The 19,316-nt window shown below is 73.3% G+C and carries 19 protein-coding genes; 3 read left to right on the forward strand and 16 right to left on the reverse strand.

The genetic code is table 11. From position 1 onward, the window contains the following. Positions 1-38 precede the first annotated feature (38 nt). Positions 39-431, forward strand: a complete 393-nt coding sequence (locus AC3YNX_RS01025) for a DUF5319 domain-containing protein (protein ID WP_127783932.1) — start codon at positions 39-41, stop codon at positions 429-431. Between the two features lie 148 nt (positions 432-579). Here the strand turns inward: AC3YNX_RS01025 and AC3YNX_RS01030 are convergent, their stop codons facing one another. The 5 genes from AC3YNX_RS01030 to groES form a co-directional block, all read right to left on the reverse strand. Further along, complete coding sequence (locus AC3YNX_RS01030; RefSeq protein ID WP_489994356.1) at positions 580-1,635, reverse strand: hypothetical protein; 1,056 nt, start codon at positions 1,633-1,635, stop codon at positions 580-582. Then, positions 1,632-2,216: a sigma-70 family RNA polymerase sigma factor gene (locus AC3YNX_RS01035; protein ID WP_127783934.1), complete on the reverse strand. Its 585-nt coding sequence runs from the start codon at positions 2,214-2,216 to the stop codon at positions 1,632-1,634. The genes AC3YNX_RS01030 and AC3YNX_RS01035 overlap by 4 nt, the downstream gene beginning before the upstream one ends. Positions 2,217-2,359: 143 nt before the next feature. Next, on the reverse strand, positions 2,360-3,187 hold the full coding sequence (locus tag AC3YNX_RS01040; protein ID WP_489994357.1) for a hypothetical protein: 828 nt from the start codon (positions 3,185-3,187) through the stop codon (positions 2,360-2,362). Positions 3,188-3,346: 159 nt separating this feature from the next. Next, positions 3,347-4,972: a chaperonin GroEL gene (groL, locus tag AC3YNX_RS01045; RefSeq protein ID WP_489994358.1), complete on the reverse strand. Its 1,626-nt coding sequence runs from the start codon at positions 4,970-4,972 to the stop codon at positions 3,347-3,349. Positions 4,973-5,140: 168 nt separating this feature from the next. Further along, positions 5,141-5,434, reverse strand: a complete 294-nt coding sequence (gene groES, locus AC3YNX_RS01050; RefSeq protein WP_127783936.1) for a co-chaperone GroES — start codon at positions 5,432-5,434, stop codon at positions 5,141-5,143. A gap of 250 nt (positions 5,435-5,684) precedes the next feature. Here groES and AC3YNX_RS01055 point away from each other — a divergent pair, with 250 nt between their 5' ends. Then, positions 5,685-7,532 carry a TIGR03767 family metallophosphoesterase gene (locus AC3YNX_RS01055; protein WP_489994961.1) on the forward strand — a complete coding sequence of 616 codons (1,848 nt, stop codon included), beginning with the start codon at positions 5,685-5,687 and terminating at the stop codon, positions 7,530-7,532. Here AC3YNX_RS01055 and tsaD read toward each other — a convergent pair. From tsaD to glmS, 8 genes are read right to left on the reverse strand one after another with little or no spacing between them, the layout of a single operon-like run. After that, on the reverse strand, positions 7,513-8,547 hold the full coding sequence (tsaD, locus tag AC3YNX_RS01060) for a tRNA (adenosine(37)-N6)-threonylcarbamoyltransferase complex transferase subunit TsaD (RefSeq protein ID WP_127783938.1): 1,035 nt from the start codon (positions 8,545-8,547) through the stop codon (positions 7,513-7,515). The genes AC3YNX_RS01055 and tsaD overlap by 20 nt on opposite strands. Next, entirely contained in the window at positions 8,544-9,065 is a 522-nt protein-coding gene (rimI, locus tag AC3YNX_RS01065; protein ID WP_489994359.1) for a ribosomal protein S18-alanine N-acetyltransferase, read from the reverse strand. Before rimI ends, tsaD begins: the two co-directional genes overlap by 4 nt. Beyond that, on the reverse strand, positions 9,062-9,739 hold the full coding sequence (tsaB, locus tag AC3YNX_RS01070) for a tRNA (adenosine(37)-N6)-threonylcarbamoyltransferase complex dimerization subunit type 1 TsaB (protein ID WP_489994360.1): 678 nt from the start codon (positions 9,737-9,739) through the stop codon (positions 9,062-9,064). The genes rimI and tsaB overlap by 4 nt, the downstream gene beginning before the upstream one ends. Positions 9,740-9,767: 28 nt before the next feature. After that, complete coding sequence (gene tsaE, locus AC3YNX_RS01075; protein WP_489994361.1) at positions 9,768-10,268, reverse strand: tRNA (adenosine(37)-N6)-threonylcarbamoyltransferase complex ATPase subunit type 1 TsaE; 501 nt, start codon at positions 10,266-10,268, stop codon at positions 9,768-9,770. A gap of 10 nt (positions 10,269-10,278) precedes the next feature. Further along, entirely contained in the window at positions 10,279-11,325 is a 1,047-nt protein-coding gene (locus tag AC3YNX_RS01080; protein ID WP_489994362.1) for an alpha/beta fold hydrolase, read from the reverse strand. After that, positions 11,322-12,500 (reverse strand): alanine racemase, encoded by a 1,179-nt coding sequence (gene alr, locus AC3YNX_RS01085; protein ID WP_489981873.1) that lies wholly within the window; start codon positions 12,498-12,500, stop codon positions 11,322-11,324. The genes AC3YNX_RS01080 and alr overlap by 4 nt, the downstream gene beginning before the upstream one ends. Continuing rightward, positions 12,497-13,996, reverse strand: a complete 1,500-nt coding sequence (locus AC3YNX_RS01090; RefSeq protein WP_489994363.1) for an NAD(P)H-hydrate dehydratase — start codon at positions 13,994-13,996, stop codon at positions 12,497-12,499. Before AC3YNX_RS01090 ends, alr begins: the two co-directional genes overlap by 4 nt. A gap of 38 nt (positions 13,997-14,034) precedes the next feature. After that, positions 14,035-15,897, reverse strand: a complete 1,863-nt coding sequence (gene glmS / locus AC3YNX_RS01095) for a glutamine--fructose-6-phosphate transaminase (isomerizing) (protein ID WP_489994364.1) — start codon at positions 15,895-15,897, stop codon at positions 14,035-14,037. 85 nt (positions 15,898-15,982) lie between these two features. Here glmS and AC3YNX_RS01100 point away from each other — a divergent pair, with 85 nt between their 5' ends. Next, positions 15,983-16,864, forward strand: a complete 882-nt coding sequence (locus tag AC3YNX_RS01100; protein ID WP_489994365.1) for a poly(ethylene terephthalate) hydrolase family protein — start codon at positions 15,983-15,985, stop codon at positions 16,862-16,864. Here the strand turns inward: AC3YNX_RS01100 and AC3YNX_RS01105 are convergent. From AC3YNX_RS01105 to AC3YNX_RS01115, 3 genes are read right to left on the reverse strand one after another with little or no spacing between them, the layout of a single operon-like run. Further along, positions 16,845-17,096 (reverse strand): hypothetical protein, encoded by a 252-nt coding sequence (locus AC3YNX_RS01105; RefSeq protein WP_489994366.1) that lies wholly within the window; start codon positions 17,094-17,096, stop codon positions 16,845-16,847. The two genes, AC3YNX_RS01100 and AC3YNX_RS01105, sit on opposite strands and share 20 nt — an antisense overlap. Beyond that, positions 17,093-18,943: a hypothetical protein gene (locus tag AC3YNX_RS01110; protein ID WP_489994367.1), complete on the reverse strand. Its 1,851-nt coding sequence runs from the start codon at positions 18,941-18,943 to the stop codon at positions 17,093-17,095. Before AC3YNX_RS01110 ends, AC3YNX_RS01105 begins: the two co-directional genes overlap by 4 nt. Continuing rightward, the gene (locus AC3YNX_RS01115; protein ID WP_127783947.1) at positions 18,940-19,248 is read right to left on the reverse strand and encodes a type VII secretion target; all 309 of its coding nucleotides are present in this window, start codon (positions 19,246-19,248) and stop codon (positions 18,940-18,942) included. The genes AC3YNX_RS01110 and AC3YNX_RS01115 overlap by 4 nt, the downstream gene beginning before the upstream one ends. Between the last annotated feature and the right edge of the window lie 68 nt (positions 19,249-19,316).

Below are 19,316 nucleotides of genomic sequence, written 5' to 3' on the forward strand. Positions count from 1 at the left end.
GCTAGCAGTTCGGGCCTTCTCCTGCGTACCGTGTAGGCGTGCGTGATCAACTGCCTCCTGGACTGCCGCCCGACCCCTTCGCAGGCGACCCGGCGGACCCCTCTGCTGCCCTGGATGCGCTGGAGCCCGGCGAGCCGCTGGACGACGAGGAGCGCCACGCGGTGGAGGAGGACCTCGCCGACCTCGCCGTCTACGAGGCCCTGCTGGGCCACCGTGGCGTGCGCGGCCTGGTGGTCTCCTGCGAGGACTGCCAGCAGGAGCACTACCACGACTGGGACATGCTGCGCGCCAACCTCTTGCAGCTGCTCGTGGACGGCACGGTGCGCCCGCACGAGCCCGCCTACGATCCGCAGCCTGACTCCTACGTCACCTGGGACTACTGCCGCGGCTACGCCGACGCGGTCACCGGCAACGACCCGATCGGCTCCTAGCCGGCGGCTCCCCTCGGAGGAGCAGTCCGGGGCTGCCAGCACCACGACAGTGCGCCCCCACCCAGCGGGTGGGGGCGCACTGTGCTGCCTTGTCGCGGCTCAGTGACTACCTCGTCACAGAGTGACCAGAATCGCCACGAACCGCCGCTCAACCGCCGGGCTGGACCGTGGTGAAGCCGGTGGTCGCGGTGCTGCTGGAGGTCATCCCGCTGGGCGTGGCGCCGCTCGGGGTGAGCTCGCTGGTGTCCGGCGCGGCCGGGGTGTCCAGGATCGTCGACGGCGGCAGTGGCTCGTCGGTGGTGACCGGCGGAGGCGGTGACGGGAGCGGCGGTTCGGTGGTGGTGGTCCCCGGAGCTGGCACAACCTCCGGCGGGGGCACGGTGGCCGGCGGCGGCACGACCACCGTCTCGGTCAGGGTGGGGCTGGCCGGCGAGGGCGACGGCGACGGCGGGCTGGTGGTGCCACGGGTGGCGGTCGGCTCGGTGGTCGTCCTGGGCGGTGTGGTGGAGGACCCTGCGCCCGGTGTGGTGCTGGTGGTGGGGTCCGGCGGGGTGGTGGTGGCCGGGCTCGGTGGGGTGGTGCTCGGCGGTGCCGGGGCGGGGACGGCCGGCGCACCGGTGTGGGCCACCTGCGCCGACAGTGCCACGTAGAGGGTGGCGAGCAGCTCGCGGCCCTCTCCGGAACCCACCGAGCGCAGCGCCTCGCCGGCACGACTCAGCGCCTCCGCCGCGGCGGCGGGTGAGCCGGCGCGGATCTCCCGGGCCGCGACCTGCAGGTCGCTCTGGGCCTGGTCGGCCGCCACCACGGACTTGGCGTGCTCGGCGTAGACCACCTGGGTGACGCCCCACAACGTGTCGCCGGGCCGTGCGTCGTGGGCCAGCAGCGCCACGCCGGACAGGGCGATGCCCACGACTGCAGCAGCGGCGGTGACCGGAGTGAGCAGCCGGCGGCGGTGGGCCGGGCGCTGCACCGTGGCCAGCGCGCTCTCCGCGGTGAACAGGTCAGGCTGCACGGGCAGCGGCTCGGACTCGACGTCGCGCCGCCACGCGAGGACCATCTGGGCCAGGGTGTCGTCGCCGGGTCGGGTCTCGAACCGCTGCAGGGACTGGATCAGGTCCTCGTCCGCCTGCAGGTCGGCAAGGTTCTCGGGCACCGGAAGGTCCGATGCCTGGAAGTCGTCGGGGCGTCGTGGCTCGTCGCTCATCGCAGGTCATCTCCTTCCGTCGTTGCCGCTAGCGTCGTCTTGAGCTTGGCCAGTCCTCGGTGCTGGGCCACGCGGACCGCACCGGCGGTGCTGCCCACCGCTGCCGCGGTCTCCTCGGCGGACATTCCCACCACCAGCCGCAACACCAGTATCTCGCGCTGGCGCTCCGGAAGCGTGTCCAGCAGGACCGTCATCCGCCGGGCAGCCTCGGAGTCCAGTGCCCGCTGCTCCGGACCGTCCAGCTCAGTCGGGGTGTCAGGTACGTCGGCCACCGGTTCCGACTTGTTTCGAGCGACGCCGCGGTGAGCATCGGCGACCTTGTGCGAGGCGATCCCGTAGACGAACGCCAAGAACGGACGGCCCTCGTCGCGGTAGCGCGGGAGCGCTGTGATCACGGCGAGACACACCTCCTGGACGACGTCATCCGCCGAGACGTAGCCCCGTTGCGAAGAGCCCACTCGCGCCCGGCAGTACCGGGCGACAATGGGACGGATCGTTTCCAGGAGACGAGCCAGAGCGACCCGGTCGCCGCGCGCGGCAGCGGAGGCGTCGGCATCCAACCTGTCTCCCGCTATGTCCATCGCGTCTGTTATCTCCAGCGTTACACCTCCACGCGCTACGTGGTGGAGACAGCGGTCGGAGCCCGGATCTTCTCCGCTGTTCACACCGTAGTCGTTGGGGCCCTCCGGAATCACGACCTTGGCCAGACAAGCACCGGCGAGGCTCAGCGCAACGGGCCGCCCCGACGGGCCAGGCGCTGCTCGGCGGCGGCCAGGTCCACCCCCAGGGCCTCGGCGCGCGCCGACCCGGTCGGCTGCAGCGCCCGCAGCAGCATCCCGGCCGCCCACTCCAGCGGCAGCAGCCCGTGGTGGTGGGCTTGGGCGAGCACCTCCGCGGCCAGCGGCGCACCGCCGTCCGTGCCACGCGCCGCGGCGTGCACCAGCCGCGACTTCACCTGGTGCCGCACCGACGGGCACCGCTGCGCCAGCGCGTCGGCCAGCTCCCCGTGCTCGCGGGCCCCGGCGGTGTCGTCGGCGCAGAGCGCGGTCTCGGCGCTCACCCAGTGCCACCGCAGGCGGGCGCGCCACCCTGCTCCCGCCTCGGCAGAGGCCAGCTCGGCACCCAGCTCTTCGGCAACGTCCAGCTCGTCCCGACAGCGGGCGAGCAGCCGCTGAGACACTCGTACCTGAGCGCTGCCGAGGGCGTCCGCGGCCAGTCCCAGCAGCGCGTCGCAGCGCGCGGCCGCGGACTCCGGTGCCGACCCAGCCAGCAGCAGGGCACGCCCGTCCCAGGGCTTGGCCGCCGTGTGGCCGCCCAGCTGGCGCAGGTGCGACGCCCGGGTGCTGCTGGCCAGGGACGCCAACGAGTCGGTGCCGGCCCCGGCGGTCACCAGCCGCAGCTCAGCCTCCGCAGCCGCGTACCGGCCCTGCCCGCCCAGCGCGACCGCTCGCCACCACCGACCGTGCTGGGAGGAGGGCTCCGGGAGCACGGCGCGCTCCGGGCAGCCGCCGAAGGCCGCCTGCCACAGCACGGTGTCCGGGTTGTCGATCACGCTGTCCACTGTGTCCCCTGCCTGGTGGTGTGCGGGCGTCCGTCCTCGCGAGGTCGCCGAAGTCCGACCGGACGGACGAGGGCCGCTCCCCCGAGACGGGAGAGCGGCCCTCTGGTCGGCACCGTCAGTGCCTACCTGGTGAATCTGGTGCCCGGTGGGTCAGTGACCGTGACCGTGGCCGTGCCCGTGGTTGCCGGCCTCCTCGGGCTCGCGCTCCTTCTTCTCCACGACGGCGCTCTCGGTGGTGAGCACCATCCTGGCGATGGAGGCGGCGTTGATCACGGCGGAGCGGGTGACCTTGACCGGGTCCACCACGCCGTCGGCGATCAGGTCGCCGTAGGTGAGGGTGGCGGCGTTGAAGCCCTGGCCCTGCGGCAGGTCGGCGACCTTGCTGACGATGACCGAGCCCTCCTCGCCGGCGTTGCTGGCGATCCAGAACAGCGGGGCCGACAGCGCGGTGCGCACGACGCCGACGCCGGTGGCCTCGTCGCCGGTGAAGCCGAGGTTGTCGGACAGCACCTGGGAGGCGTGCACCAGCGCGGAGCCGCCGCCGGGGACGATGCCCTCCTCCACCGCAGCCTTGGCGGCCGCGACAGCGTCCTCCACGCGGTGCTTGCGCTCCTTGAGCGCGGTCTCGGTGGCCGCACCGACCTTGACCACGGCGATGCCACCGGCCAGCTTCGCGAGGCGCTCCTCGAGCTTCTCGCGGTCCCAGTCGGAGTCGGTCTCCTCGACCTCGCGACGCAGCTGCGCCACCCGGCCGGCGATGTCGTCCTCGGTGCCGGCACCGTCCACGATGGTGGTGTCGTCCTTGGTGACCACGATGCGGCGGGCGCGGCCCAGCGAGTCCAGACCGGCGTCCTTGAGGGTCAGGCCCACCTCGGCGGTGATGACCGTGCCGCCGGTGACGACCGCCAGGTCGTCCAGGAACGCCTTGCGGCGGTCGCCGAAGAACGGCGCCTTGACCGCGCAGGCCTTGACGGTCTTGCGGATCGAGTTGACCACCAGGGTGGACAGGGCCTCGCCCTCGATGTCCTCGGCGATGATGAGGACCGGCTTGCCGCTCTCGGCGATCTTCTCCAGCAGCGGGAGCAGGTCGGCGAGGGCACTGATCTTCTCGCGGTGCAGCAGGATGTAGGCGTCCTCGAGCACAGCCTGCATCGACTCGGTGTCGGTGACGAAGTAGGGCGAGATGTAGCCCTTGTCGAACTGCACGCCCTCGGTCACCACGAGCTCGTCGGCCAGGGTGGAGGACTCCTCCACGGTGACGACGCCGTCCACGCCGACCACGGTCATGGCCTCGCCAACCATGTGGCCGATCCCCTCGTCGCGCGAGGAGACGGTGGCGACCTGGGCGATGGCCTCGGCGCCGACCACCGGGGTGGCGCGCTCGATGAGGGTCTCGGCGATCTTGGCCGCAGCGGCCTCGATGCCCTTGCCCATGGCCATCGGGTTGGCACCGGCAGCGACGTTGCGCAGCCCCGCCCGCACCATGGCCTGGGCCAGCACGGTCGCGGTGGTGGTGCCGTCGCCGGCGACGTCGTTGGTCTTGGTCGCGACGCTCTTCACCAGCTGCGCGCCGAGGTTCTCGAAGGAGTCCTCGAGGTCGATCTCGCGAGCGATGGTCACACCGTCGTTGGTGACCGTCGGTCCGCCGAAGCTCTTGGCCAGCACCACGTGCCGGCCGCGCGGGCCGAGGGTGACCTTGACTGCGTCGGCGAGCTTGTCGACGCCGCGCTCCATCGCGCGGCGGACGGTCTCGTTGAACTCGATCTCTTTCGCCATGTTGTTCCTATGCTCCCTGTCCGGGAAGTTCGGCGCCGCTGGCGCCTGGTGGATTCTGTGCGGGGACCACCCCGCACCGGTGGAGATCCGTGCGTGACGTGATCAATGCGCTCCGCCCCGGGGCTCGGCTCAGTGAACCGGGCCGCCGGGGCGGGGCGTGGAGGCTTCTTACTTGCTGACGACGGCCAGCACGTCGCGGGCCGAGAGGATCAGGTACTCCTCGCCGGAGTACTTGATCTCGGTGCCGCCGTACTTGCTGTAGATGACCACGTCGCCGGGGGCGACGTCCACGGGGATGCGGTCACCCTTCTCGCTGATGCGGCCGGGGCCGACTGCGACGACGGTGCCCTCCTGGGGCTTCTCCTTGGCCGTGTCAGGGATGACCAGGCCGGAGGCGGTCGTCGTCTCAGCCTCGTTGGCCTGGACGAGGATCTTGTCCTCGAGCGGCTTGATGTTCGCCACGGTAGACCTCCACTTTCAGGGGTCGAAACGTGCCGGGGCCATCCCCGGCACTGGGGTGATCACAGCTCAGTGCAACAACCCGACGGCGTCGTCGTCGCGGGAGCCGATGCCGGCCGGGTGTTGGTTGGCACTCTATACGTGCGAGTGCCAGCCCTCAACAACAGCCGCGCGGGCGGCGGTGAACGGTGCGCCCAGCAGCGTCGTGTCGCCCGCTGTGTCCGTCACCACATCCGGCGCGCCAGCGGGCAGGATGGCGGCGGAGCAGCACGACGCAGGTGTCGGACGAGGAGCAGCGGTGAGTCAGCACGGGCAGAACGGCTGGAGCAGAAGAAAGTTCCTCGGTGCCGCGGGCGCAGCGGGGGCGTTGTGGGCGGTCGGCACAGCGGGCCCCGCCCAGGCCGTCGACCGCGCCGTCCGGCGCACCGCGGCGCGCGCGGTGACCACCGCGGGCACCACCCTGGAGGCGGTGGCCACCCGGGTCTCCGCCACCGGCTACACCCGCCTGACCGCCGGGCCTGGCTGGCCGCTGGTGGTGCGCACGGACCTGGCCCCCGCTGGCGCCGGCCGCGACGACGCCCGCACTCCGCTGGCGTCCTTCGTGCAGCTGACCGACGTGCACGTGATCGACACCGAGAGCCCGGTGCGCTTCGAGTACGTGCACCCCTTCAACGGCTCGGCCCACCGTCCACAGGAGACGCTGGGGACTCAGGGCACCTCGGCCCTGGTCCGCCGGATCAACTCGCTGGCGCGCACCGGCGGCCCGTTCACCGGCCGCCCGTTCGACTGCCTGGTGTCCACCGGGGACAACACCGACAACTACGAGCAGGTGGAGCTGGACTGGTTCCTCACCTCCTACAACGGCGGGACCATCACCCCCACCACTGGCGACCTGACCCGCTACGAGGGCGTGCAGAGCTCCGGGGTGCCGCTGTACTGGAACCCGGCCTCGCCGTCACCCGACCTCTACAAGGACAAGGGCTTCCCCCAGCTGCCCGGGCTGCTCGACGCCGCCATCCGTCCCTTCACCACCGAGGGCATCGACCTGCCCTGGTACAGCGTGTTCGGCAACCACGACAACAGCGTGCAGGGCACCCTGCCCCCCGGCATCCCGTTCTTCGACGACGCCTTCACCGGCAACCAGAAGATCATGGGCCCCAGCTCCATGGCGGCGGCGCAGAAGCTGGTGTCCGCGATGGAGACGGACCCGCAGGCAGTGGCCGGAATGGTCCCGGAGACCGCTGGCCTGGTCCGCACGGTCACTCCGGACGCGCGGCGGCGGCCGTTCACCCCGCGGGAGTACATCCGGGCCCACCTCGACCCCGCCAACGCCGGCCGGCACGGCCCGGTGGGGCACGGCTTCACCCCGGGCAGCGACGTCAGCGGCATCGCCTACTACACGTTCGAGATCGCCCCGGGCGTCGTGGGGATCACGATGGACTCGACCAACCGCATCGGCTTCACCGAGGGGTCCCTGGGGGAGGCACAGCTGCGCTGGATCGAGCGGACCCTGGTCGCCGGCAGCAGCCGCTACTTCGACGCCGCGGGCAACGAGACCCGCCACTCGGTGAGCGACACCTACTTCGTGCTGTTCAGCCACCACACCTCGACCACCATGAACAACCTGCTGCCCGACCCGGAGAACCTCCTGGAGGCGCGCCACAGCGGGGCGGAGCTGGTGGCGCTGCTGCAGCGCTTCCCCAACGTGCTCGCCTGGGTCAACGGCCACAGCCACCAGAACCTGATCACCGCACGGCGGGGTCCGGACCCCGAGCGCAGCTTCTGGGAGATCAACACCGCCTCGCACATCGACTACCCGCAGCACGCGCGCCTGCTGGAGGTGGTGGACAACGCCGACGGCACGCTGTCCCTCTTCACCACGCTGGTGGAGGCGGAGAGCCCGTACCAGGCCAGCTACACCGACGGCTCCCCGCAGGGGCTGGCCTCGCTGTACCGGGAGCTGGCGTTCAACGACCTCCACGCCGACCCCGAGCGCATGGGGGCGCCGGCGGACCACAACACCGAGCTGCTGGTGCCCAACCCGCTGGGCGCACGTGCGATGGCCACTGCTCCCCGCTCGCTCACCGCAGACTGGTGGTGACCGCCAGCGCAGGGTCGGTGGCGATGTCCAGCCGCGACGCCGGGGCGCCTGCCGCCACCAGGTGAGCGCCGAGCGCGGCGACCATCGCGCCGTTGTCGGTGCACAGCCCCGGCCGGGGCACCCGCAGCCGAAGGCCGGCATCGGCGCAGCGCGACTCGGCCATCGCCCGCAGCCGGGAGTTGGCGGCCACGCCGCCGCCGATCATCAGCGTGTCCACGCCGACGTCCCTGGCGGCCCGGATCGCCTTGCGGGTCAGCACGTCGGCCACCGCCTCCTGGAAGGAGGCGGCCACGTCGGCGCGCGGCACCGGCGTGCCGGCCCGCTCCAGGGCCTCCACGTGCCGGGCGACCGCGGTCTTCAGCCCGGAGAAGGAGAAGTCGTGGCGGGAGTCGCGGGGGCCCATCATCGCCCGCGGGAACGCCACCGCGTCGGGGTTGCCCTCCCGTGCCATCCGGTCCAGGGCCGGCCCACCGGGAAAGCCCAGGCCGAGCAGCCGGGCCACCTTGTCGAAGGCCTCCCCCGCGGCGTCGTCCACTGTGGAGCCGAGCGGGCGCACCGGCTGGGCGAGGTCGGTGACCTCCAGGATGCTGGAGTGCCCGCCGGAGACCAGCAGCGCCAGGCAGGGCGGCAGCGGGCCGTGCTCGAGGGTGTCCACCGCGACGTGCGAACCCAGGTGGTTCACGCCGTAGAAGGGCACGTCCCAGGCGGCGGCGTAGGCCTTGGCCGCGGCCACGCCGACCAGCAGCGCGCCGGCCAGGCCCGGGCCGGCGGTCACCGCCACCGCGTCCGGGCGCCGCACGCCGGCCTGGGCCAGCGCGCGGTGCACGGTGGGGGCCATCGCCTCCAGGTGGGCCCGCGAGGCGACCTCGGGCACCACGCCGCCGAAGCGGGCGTGCTCGTCCACGCTGGAGGCCACCGCGTCGGCCAGCAGGGTCACCGAGCCGTCGTCGGCCAGGCGCACCACGCCGACACCGGTCTCGTCGCAGCTGGTCTCGATGCCGAGCACGATGGTCATGGCTGCGCCTCCTGGGCGGGTCGTTCGGAGTCGCCGGTGCGGGTGGCGGCGGGCCGGCGCATGGTGAAGGCGTCCGCCCCGCTGGGCTGGTAGTACCGAGGCCGTCGGCCCACCACCTCGAAGCCACGGTCGGCGTACAGCGCCTGCGCCGCGGTGTTGTCGGTGCGCACCTCCAGCCAGGTCTCGCCGCCGTGCGCGTCGGCCACCCGCAGCAGCTCGGTCAGCAGCAGCGCCCCGATGCCGCGGCGCTGGTGGGCGGGATCGACGCCGATGGTGTGCACCTCGTTCTCCGGGTCACCGGCCCGGCCCAGCCGGGCGATGCCGGCGTAGCCCACCAGCAGCCCGTCCGGCCCGCCCAGGTGGGCGGTGACGTAGTAGTTGTGCGGCTGGGCCAGCTCGCTGTGGAAGGCCTGCTCGCTCCACGGGTCCTCGCCGGGGAACAGCACCTCCTCCAGCTCGGCGCAGCGGGCGGCGTCGGCGGGGCGCATGGCCACCAGCACCACGTCCTGGCCCGTCATCGCTGCGGTACCGCGGGCACCCGCGGGGCAGCGGCCACCGCATCGGGGCGGCGCAGGTACAGCGGGACGAGCGGCTCCGGAGCGGCGTTGCTGCGCAGCGCGGGGGCCGCCAGCGCCACCAGCGCGGCGGGGTCCGGGCTGGTCGGGCCCACCACGGGCAGGTCGAACAGGGCGGCGTGGGTGGGCGAGCCCGCCACGGCCGTGGCGCCCGCGACGTCCACCGCGTCCGGGCGGGCCACCGCGGGGCCGGCGACTCGCACACCGTCGCGGTAACGGGCCCAGTAGAGCTCGCGCCGGCGTGCGTCGGTCACCACCAGCAGCTCGGCGTCCGCGGCTGGGCTCTCCACGGCACCGGCGACGGCGTCCAGGCTGCACACGCCGTGCACCGGGATCGCCAGGGCGTCGCCGAAGGCCACCGCCGTCACCATGCCCACCCGCAGGCCGGTGTACGGGCCCGGCCCGGTGCCGCAGACCACCGCGTCGAGGTCAGCCGGGGTCCGCCCGGTCTCGGCCAGGCACTGCAGCACCTGAGGCGTGAGCACCTCGGAGTGGGCACGGGGATCGTGGGTCTGCCGTGCGGCGAGAACCTCGGGGTGAGAAGTCGGCTCGGCGGACAGCTGCACCAGCGCCGCGAGCACCGTGGGGGTGGACGTGTCCACCGCGAGCACCAGCATGATGGTTCAGGCTACTCGGCGGTGCTGGTCACACCGGTGCCCCGCTGCTCGGGCCGGGCCCGCGGCTCTCGGGCTCCCGGCCCCGCACCCACTGCACGGTGGCGGTGCGCACCTCGCTGTCGGGGGCGCGCTCCAGCCGCACCAGCAGGTGACGCTCGGCCAGGTGCTCCACCACTCCCTGGCCCCACTCCACCACCACCACGGCGTCCACCAGGTCGTTGTCCAGGTCCAGCGCGTCCAGCTCCCCGCTGAGGTCGCCGCTGAGCGCCTCGGTGACCCCCAGCCGGTAGGCGTCCACGTGCACCAGCGGGATGCCCCGCGTCCCGGCCGCGTGCTCCCTGGCGATGATGAACGTGGGCGAGGTGACCGGTCCGCGCACGCCCAGCCCTGCCGCGATCCCCCGCACCAGCGCGGTCTTGCCCGCACCCAGCGGCCCGTCCAGCACCACCAGGTCCCCCGCAGACAGCTCCCGGCCCAGCCGCACCCCGAGCGCCTCGGTGTCGGCGACGGTGGGCAGCAGCTCAGGCACGGGCGGCAGCTCAGGCACGAGCGGCGGTGCGCCGGCGGCGGGGGCCGCGCACCTCGGTGATCAGGTCGAGCACGGCGTCGTTGACCAGGGTCGCGCGCTCCAGCTGCAGCAGGTGCCCGGCACCGGGCACCCGGGTGAGCCGGGCGTCGGCCAGCGCCTTGCCGATCACCGCGGTGTGCCGGTACGGGGTGAGCCGGTCGGCGTCGCCACAGAGCACGATGATGGGCCGACCGGCGACGGCGCCCAGTGCGTCCAGCTCGTCATGGTCGGCCAGGGTAGGCAGGAAGTCGAACACCGTCTTCGCCGGGGTGCTGGCGATCATCCGCTCGGTGAACTCCACCACGGTCCGGCTGGTGGTGCGGTCGCCGTAGGACATGGCCCGGACGATGGGCGCGAGCAGGACGTTCACCGGGGGCCGGCCCCGCTGCACCAGGTCGGGGCCGAGGTTTCCCGCCCAGCGCAGCGCCCCGATCAGCGGGTTGCGGGCGGACAGGCTCATCCGCGACGGCGCCATGCCGTTGGCCGCGGTGGCGATGAAGGCCACTCCGGCGATCTGGGAGTCGAACAGCTCCGGGCGCTGCCGGGCCAGCGCCATGATGGTCATGCCGCCCATCGAGTGACCCACCAGCACCACCGGGCCGGTCGGGGCGACGGTGCGCAGCACCGCCTGCAGGTCACGGCCCAGCTGGTCGATGGTGCAGTTCTCCGCGTCGGAGGTGCCGGAGCGTCCGTGGCTGCGCTGGTCGTAGAAGACCAGCCGAGCGTCAGTGCGCTGCGGCAGGTCGCGGCGCTGGAAGTACCACGAGCCCATGTTCAGGCAGAACCCGTGCACGAACACCACGGTCAGCGGGGCGTCCGGGCTGCCCGTCTCTTCCACCCGCAGCGGCACACCGTCGTCCGCGGCCACCGTGGACACCCGGTCCACGGGCAGCAGGCCGAAGCCGTCCACCGTGTACGGGGAGGCGCCGAGCCGGCGGACGGCCTCCAGGTGCACGGTCGCCGCGGCTGCCATCCCCACCGCGCCGCTGGCGAGACCGGCGCGCCGCCAGCCGCTCACGCCCGGCCGCCGGTGTACCTGCGCCGCACCCGTCCCCGCACGGACGTGACCACTTCGTAGTGGATGGTGCCCAGCTTGGTGGCCCACTCCTGGGCGAGGGGCTCGTCGCGCTCGTCCGAGCCGAAGAACACCGCGGTGTCGCCCTCCTGCACCCCACCGCCGTCGGGGCCGCAGTCCACCACCACCTGGTCCATGCAGACCCGCCCCACCACCGGCCGGCGGCGGCCCCCCAGCTGCACCTCGAGGTTGTTGCTGAGCACCCGCGGGATCCCGTCGGCGTAGCCGATCGGCAGCAGGGCTACCGTGGTGTCCTGCGGGGCTGACCACAGGTGGCCGTAGGACACGCCCTCCCCTGCAGACACCCGCTTGACCAGCGCCACCCGGGAGCGCAGCGACATCGCCGGGCGCAGCCCGAACCCGCCCGCCTCGGGCACCGGGGAGAGCCCGTAGACGGCGATGCCCGGGCGGACCATGTCGAAGGCCAGGTCGCTGCGGGTGAGGGTGGCGGCGGAGTTGGCCAGGTGCACCACCTCGAGGTCCAGCCCGGCCCGGCGGGCCTGCTCGGCGCCGGCCTGCAGGCGCTGGGCCTGGACGCTGATCACCGGGTGCTCGGGCTCGTCGGCGAAGATCAGGTGGGAGAACATCCCGCGCACCCGGATGGCGCCCTCCGCCTGGGCGCGCACCAGCTCGGCCAGCAGCTCGGGCCACTCGGTGGTGCTGGCGCCGTTGCGGTTGAGACCGGTGTCCAGCTTGACGGTGACCACCGCGGTGCGCCCGGCCGTGCGGGCGCCGGCGACGATGGCGGCGAGGTGGCGGCGCGAGGACACGCCCAGCTCGACGTCGGCGGCGATGGCGGGAGCGAAGTCCTCGTCCACCAGGTGCATCCAGGACAGCACCGGGGCGGTGATGCCGGCGTTGCGCAGCACCATCGCCTCCTCCAGCGTGGTCACGCCGAGCTCGCGGGCTCCGGCGGCGAGCGCGGTGCGGGCGACCTCGACGGCGCCGTGGCCGTAGCCGTCGGCCTTGACCACCGCCATCACCGCGGCGCTGCCGGCGTGCTCGCGCAGCACGCCCACGTTGTGCGCGATGGCATCGAGGTCCACCAGGGCCTCGGCTCGCGGCGTGCTCGTGGTCGCCTCGGTGTCGTTGATCAGTGCCCCGCTCATCCCGCTCATCTGCTTCTTCCTGCGTCGGTGCTCGTGGTGTCGTGGTGCTGGGCCGCCCGGCACTGCCGGATGGCCTCGGACAGGTGGTCCGCCAGCGGGGTGGCCGACGTCGGCGCACCTGCCGCGGCCAGCTCCGCAGCCAGGGCGTGCACGTGGGCTCCGGCGCCAGCGGCGGTCAGCGGGTCCAGCCCGCTGGCGAGCAGGGCGCCGAGCACCCCGGAGAGCACGTCGCCCGAGCCGGCGGTCGCTGCCCACCCACCAACGGCGACGTTGACCAGCGCGTCGCCGGCGGGGGTGGCGATGATGGTGGTGGAACCCTTGAGCAGCACCGTGGCGTCCAGGCGCCGGGCGGCCGCGCACACCGCACCCAGGCGGTCGGGGCCGACGTCACCGCCCACCAGGCGGGCGAACTCCCCCGCGTGCGGAGTCAGCAGCACCGGCGCGGTGCGCCGGGCCAACAGCTCGGGGTGCTCGGCGAGCACCGTGGTGCCGTCGGCGTCCACCAGCACGGGCACCCCTGCGGCGAGGACGTGCTCCAGCACGGCGACGGACTCCGCCCCCGTGCCCAGGCCGGGACCCACCACCCAGGCCTGCACCCGACCAGCGTCGGCGACGCTGCTGACCGCCACCACCTCGGGCCGGTGGGCCAGCACCGCGTCAGCTCCGGTGCCGGCGTAGCGCACCATCCCCGAGGTGGCGGCCACCGCACCGGAGGTGGCGAGCACCGCGGCGCCGGGGTACTGCGCGGAGCCGGCGGCCACCCCGACCACACCCTGGCTGTACTTGTCGTCCTCGCGGCCCGGCACCGGCCACAGTCGGCCCACCTCGGCCCGCTCCAGGCTGCCCAGCGTGGCCGGCGGCAGCTCCAGCCCCAGCGGCACCAGCTCCACCCGTCCGCAGTGGCTCGCGGCGAGCAGGTGCACCGGCTTGCGGGAGCCGAAGGTCACCGTCACCGCGGCGCGCACGGCTGACCCCTGCACCACGCCGGTGTCGGGGTGGACGCCGCTGGGCAGGTCCACCGCGACGATGGGCGCCCGCACCGCCGCGACCAGCGCTGCCGCGGTCGGGCGCAGGCCTCCGCTGGCCCCCAGGCCCACGATGCCGTCGACCACCAGGTCGGCGTCCGCCACTCCGGCCGTGTCCACCAGCTCAGGGACCGACACCTCGGGGTCCTCCGGCGCAGTCACCACCTGCCCGCCGGCGAGCAGGAAGGCTCGCAGGGCAGCTGCGTGGGTCTTGTCCGGGGACAGCAGCACCGCGCGCACCCCCACTCCCCGCCGCCGCAGGAAGTGCCCCGCCCACAGGGCGTCGCCACCGTTGCCGCCGGCGCCGACCAGCAGCACCACCTGCCGCCCGCTCGCACCACCGCAGCGCGTGCGCAGCTCGGCGAGCACCGTGGTGGCGAGGCCGAAGGCGGCCCGACGCATCAGCGCGTTCTCCGGGGTGCGAGCGAGGACGGCTCCCTCGGCGGCCCGGACGGCTGCTACGTCGTGCGCCTCAAGCACGCGATGTCACTCCCGGACTGCTCGTTGCGCGCGCGAGGTCATTCCACGGTCACCGACTTGGCCAGGTTGCGCGGCTTGTCCACGTCGTACCCGCGGGCCTGCGCCACCTCGGCGGCGAAGACCTGCAGCGGCACCGTGGACACCAACGGCTGCAGCAGCGTGGGCACGGCCGGGATCTCGATCAGGTCGTCGGCGTAGGGACGCACCGTCTCGTCGCCCTCCTCGGCGATCACCACGGTGCGCGCCCCGCGCGCCTGGATCTCCCGGATGTTGCTCATCATCTTGGAGTGCAGCAGCGGCCGACTCTTGGGCGAGGGCATCACCACGATGACCGGCAGGTCGTCCTCGATCAGCGCGATGGGACCGTGCTTGAGCTCACCGGCCGCGAAGCCCTCGGCGTGCATGTAGGCGAGCTCCTTCAGCTTGAGCGCACCCTCCAGCGCCACTGGGTACCCCACGTGGCGCCCCAGGAACAGCACGGCGGGGGCGTTGACCAGCTCACGGGCCAGCGCGCGGACCGGCGCCACCGTCCTGAGCACCCGAGCGATCGCGTCGGGCATGGCCTCCAGCTCGGCGAACTCCCGCGCCACCTCGTCGGGGTACTTGGTCCCCCGCGCCTGCGCCAGCGCCAGACCCACCAGGTAGCTCGCGGTGATCTGGGCCAGGAAGCACTTGGTGGAGGCCACCCCGATCTCCGGGCCGGCCCGGGTGTAGAGCACGGCGTCGGCCTCGCGCGGGATCTGGGCGCCGTTGGTGTTGCACACCGCCAGCACGCGAGCCTTCTGACCCTTGGCGTGCCGCACCGCCTCGAGGGTGTCGGCGGTCTCGCCGGACTGGGAGATCGCCACCACCAGCGTGGAGCGGTCCAGCACCGGGTCGCGGTAGCGGAACTCGCTCGCCAGCTCTACCTCGACGGGCAGGCGAGTCCAGTGCTCGATGGCGTACTTGGCGAGCAGCCCAGCGTGGTAGGCCGTCCCGCAGGCCACCACGAAGACCTTGTCCACGTCGCGCAGGTCACCGTCGCTGATGCGCTGCTCGTCCAGCACGATGCGGTTGTCGACAAAGTGCCCCAGCAGGGTGTTGGCCACCGCTGCCGGCTGCTCCTCGATCTCCTTGAGCATGAAGTAGTCGTGTCCGCCCTTCTCGACGGCCTCCAGGTCCCAGTCCACGTGGAACGGACGGGACTCCACGTCGTTGCCGGCGAAGTCGGTGACGTGGTAGCCCTCGGCGGTGACCACCACCACCTGGTCCTGGCCCAGCTCGACCGCGTCACGCGTGTAGGTGAAGAAGGCGGCGACGTCGGAGGCCACAAAGGTCTCGCCCTTGCCCACTCCCACCACCAGCGGGGTGGCGCGGCGGGCGGCGACGATGGTGTCCGGGTGGTCGGCGTGGGTGAAGACCAGGGTGTAGGCGCCCTCCAGCCGGCGGCAGACGGCGCGCACGGAGGCCGGGAAGTCGCCGGCACTCTCCCCGGCGGCGTAGGCCCGGGCCACCAGGTGCGCGGCGGTCTCGGAGTCGGTGTCGCTCAGCAGCTCGACGCCGGCGCTCTCCAGCTCCTCCCGCAGGTCCACAAAGTTCTCGATGATGCCGTTGTGCACCACCCCGACCTTGGCGGTGGCATCGACGTGGGGGTGGGCGTTGCGGTCGGTGGGCTTGCCGTGGGTGGCCCAGCGGGTGTGCCCCATCCCGGTGGTGCCGGCGAACGCGCCGTCGGCGTGGGTGGCCAGCTGGGCCTCCAGGTTGGCCAGCGCACCAGCCTTGCGGTCGACGATGGTGTGACCCGCGCCGTCCACCACGGCGATGCCGGCGGAGTCGTAGCCGCGGTACTCCATTCGCCGGAGCCCTTCCATGACCACCTCGGCCGCCTGGCGATGGCCCACGTACCCCACGATTCCGCACATACCTCTGAGACTACTGGCGCGCCCGACTGCCGCAGGGCGCCACACCCAGGGTGGGCCAGTGACAAATCGGATACCGTCACTGCCCGTGGCCCGAACCAAGCACACCCCAGAAGACGCGAAGAACCTGATCAAGGCCCTGAGCCGGCGTGGTCCGCACCGGGTGCTGCGCGGAGACCTGGCACTGGCCGGCCTGCCGGGCGTGGTGCTCACCCCCGAGGAGGGCCTCGGACTGCCCGCGGTGGCCTTTGGGCACGAGTGGCTGCAGCCGGTGTCGCGCTACCTCGGCACGCTGCAGCACCTCGCCTCCTGGGGCATCGTGGCCGCCGCACCCGCCACCCAACGCGGCCCCGTGCCGTCCCACCTGAAGATGGCCGCCGACCTCGCCACCGCGCTGGAGATCTGCAGCAGCGTCCGGCTCGGCCCCGGTGAGATCAGCGTGCAGCCCGACCGCCTGGCCGTGGCCGGCCACGGCATGGGTGCGGGCGCTGCCGTGCTGGCCGCGCGGCGCAACCCGGCGCTGAAGGCCGTCGCCGGCTTCGCCCCCGCTGACACCAGTCCGTCCGCAGTGCAGGCGGCCCAGGACTGCCGAGCGCCGGCGCTGCTGCTCAGCACCCCCCGCGACGAGAAGACCCCCGGCGACAGCGACGCCGAGCGCATCGCGCGCGCCTGGGCCGGCCCCGTGTCGCTGCGAGAGGTGGCGAAGGCCAACGACCTAGGCCTCACCGAGGGCTGGCACTGGACAAACCCGGTGATCGACGGCCGCCCGGAGCGCAAGACCCAGACACTGGTGCGGGCGCTGTTCACTGGTTTCCTGCTCGCCACCCTCACCGGCGACGACCGTTACGCCGAGCTGGCCTCGCCCGAGGCCGTGCTGCCCGGCGCACGCGTCGTGGACCTCACCGAGGAGAAGGACGAGCAGCACCACGCACCCAGCATCGGCAACCTGATCAGCGCAGCCAGGAGCTGACCTGCTCGTTGGCGTCCAGCTCGTCCAGCTCCGGACCGACCCGGGGCGTCCCGCTGGGGCCAACCCAGGTGTCTGCCGGTGCGCTCAGCGCGGCCTGCGCCCGGGCGTCGATCGCCTCTGTCGACCGGGTCGTGGCCGCTCTGCTGGCTGCCCACCGGGCCAGAGCTGCCGTCACGGCCTCGTCGCGACGGGCGGCGATCTCTGCGTACCGACGAGCTACCTCGTCGCTCATGAGTGTTCCTGCCCGGCCTCGCCCCGGTCCCGGGTGGGATCGGAGCCTGCCGACGCGGCGGTGCCCGGGGTGAGGGCCGAGCCCACGCTGGTCCACGCACCCTCGTCCCGCTGGTTCTCCACGATCCACTGGTCGCCGCTGGTCGCTGGGGTGAGCTCGTCCTGACGGTGCAGCGCCGCCATCGGGGCGCTGGCACCCACCCACTCGGCGGCCGAGTCGACCCCGGTGCCGGAGCCACCGCTGGCCGCGACGGCGCCCGCGCCGGCGTCCGTCCGCGCCGGCACGTCCGCGGGTCCACCGGCAGAAGCACCCTCCACCGCGCCGCCGCCGGACCCAGCTCCGGCAGCGCGCACCTGTCCGACCTCGTCCTCGGAAGGTGCCGCCGGGTTCGCCGTGGCGTCAAGCGCCCCACCTGTGCTGGAGACGCCCCCGACCTGCGTCCCCTCCGCACTGGTGCCCGTGCCAGCGGGCCTGAGGGCGTCCCCCGCACCGGACTCGCCCAGCCTGAGCAGCCCGTCGGCCGGCATCGCCGCGCGGGTGCCGAAGGCCCACTGCGTCGACCCCATAGTCTGCCCCCAGCCATCGGCGTCGGACGAGGTGCGCCCACCTCCGACGAAGCCGTCCGGCCCACCGGTCCCGCTCGGCGCCACTGGACTGTGCGAGCCCGGGGCCGCCGGACCAGTCACCCCGGGTCCGGGGAGCGCGGGCAAGGCACCGGGAGTGCCGCTGAACGGGTGCCCCTCGGCGGCACCGGCCACCGCGGTGACGCTGCGGTAGAGGTCTCGCACGGCGGTGTCGGTGCTGGCGCACACCTCGGTGAGCAGGCGCCACCTCGACTCCACGTCGGGGATGAACACGGTGGTCACGAAGTCACGGCTGCACTGCACCGCCTGGTCCACGAGCCGCTGGAGGTAGGCCTCGGTCTGTCCGGCCAGCGCCTGAGCCACGGAGAGGAGGCCCGCGCCAGACGACAGGCGCAACCCTGTGTTCGCCACGGCGCCGACCTCGTCACCGGTGGGGCCGACGTCCCCGCCGAACATCTGCAGGATGCGCCCGGCCTGGGGTGCCGAGGTGACCGAGTGGCGGTCCTTGGCGAAGCTGATGATCTCGTCGATCTGGCTGGGGGTCTTGCCGCCCACGGTGGCGGCGTAGAGCTCGGCGACGGCGCTCGCCCGGACCCGCACGCACTCCTCGATCCCGTCGGCCGCCGGGCCCAGGGCGGCAGCCAGGTCGGCCGTCCGCCCTCGGGCGCTGTCCGCCTCAGTCAGGTACGTGCGCACGAAGGCGTCTGCTGCCACACCGCCCCGGCCGGTCCAGATGCCCGACACCGCGGCCCAGGCGGCTCGCTGCCGGGCGAGCTCAACGCCCAACCGGTCCGCTCCCGACGTCATCGTCGCGGCATCGGCGCGCAGGGTGGCGAGGTCGATGTCGCGCTGCTCGTCGTAGAGCTGCACCGCCTTGTCCCGGCTGATGTCGGAACCGGAGATGCAGCGCTGGTACAGCGGGGCGAAGTGCTCGAAGTACCGCAGCCCCGGCGCCCCCTGGTCGAGGATCTCGTTGGAGCCGGCCGCGCCGAGCCGTGCCCCCTCCAGCGCCTGACGGCCCTGCTGACTCTGCACCTCCCGGTGTGCCTGCGCCACCCGCTCCGACAGCTGCTTGGCCTCGACGACCGAGAGGTGACCGGGCAGGAGCGCAGCCCCCAGACGATCAGCGGCGGCGTACAGCTCGTCATCGTCGGAGCCCGGGGCCGCAGCCAGGTAGGACTGCAGCAGGTCTCGCTTGGCCTGGTCGGAGAGACCCGGGCTGGCGACCAGCGCCTTGACCTCGTCCACGCTGGGCGCGCTCACCGCGGGGGGCCGCTCAGTCCGTCGGCCGTGTTGGCGTCGGTGCCGGAGTAGCCAGCGGCCGCGGCACGAAACGCCTCGGCCAGGCAGCGCGCCTGCAGAGTCCAGTCCTGCACCGCGGAGGCCGCGGTGGCATAGCCGGTCTGCAGCGCAGCGCCGGCCTCGGCGTAGGCGCGACCGGCGGAGGCCGACCGAAAACCGCAGTGGCCAATCGCCGTGCCGGTCGCCGCGAGGGCGTCGGCGGTCAGGTCGAAGTTGGACGCCAGCAGACCGATCGCGCCCCGCTCGATGTTCACCGGTGCACTCACTCGAACAGCTCCCCCCAGCTCAGGGCGTCCACCGAGGCCGCCTGGCCGGTGAGACGCGGAGTGCTGGC

It is taken from the genome of Rhodococcus sp. Z13_19A, assembly GCF_058133575.1.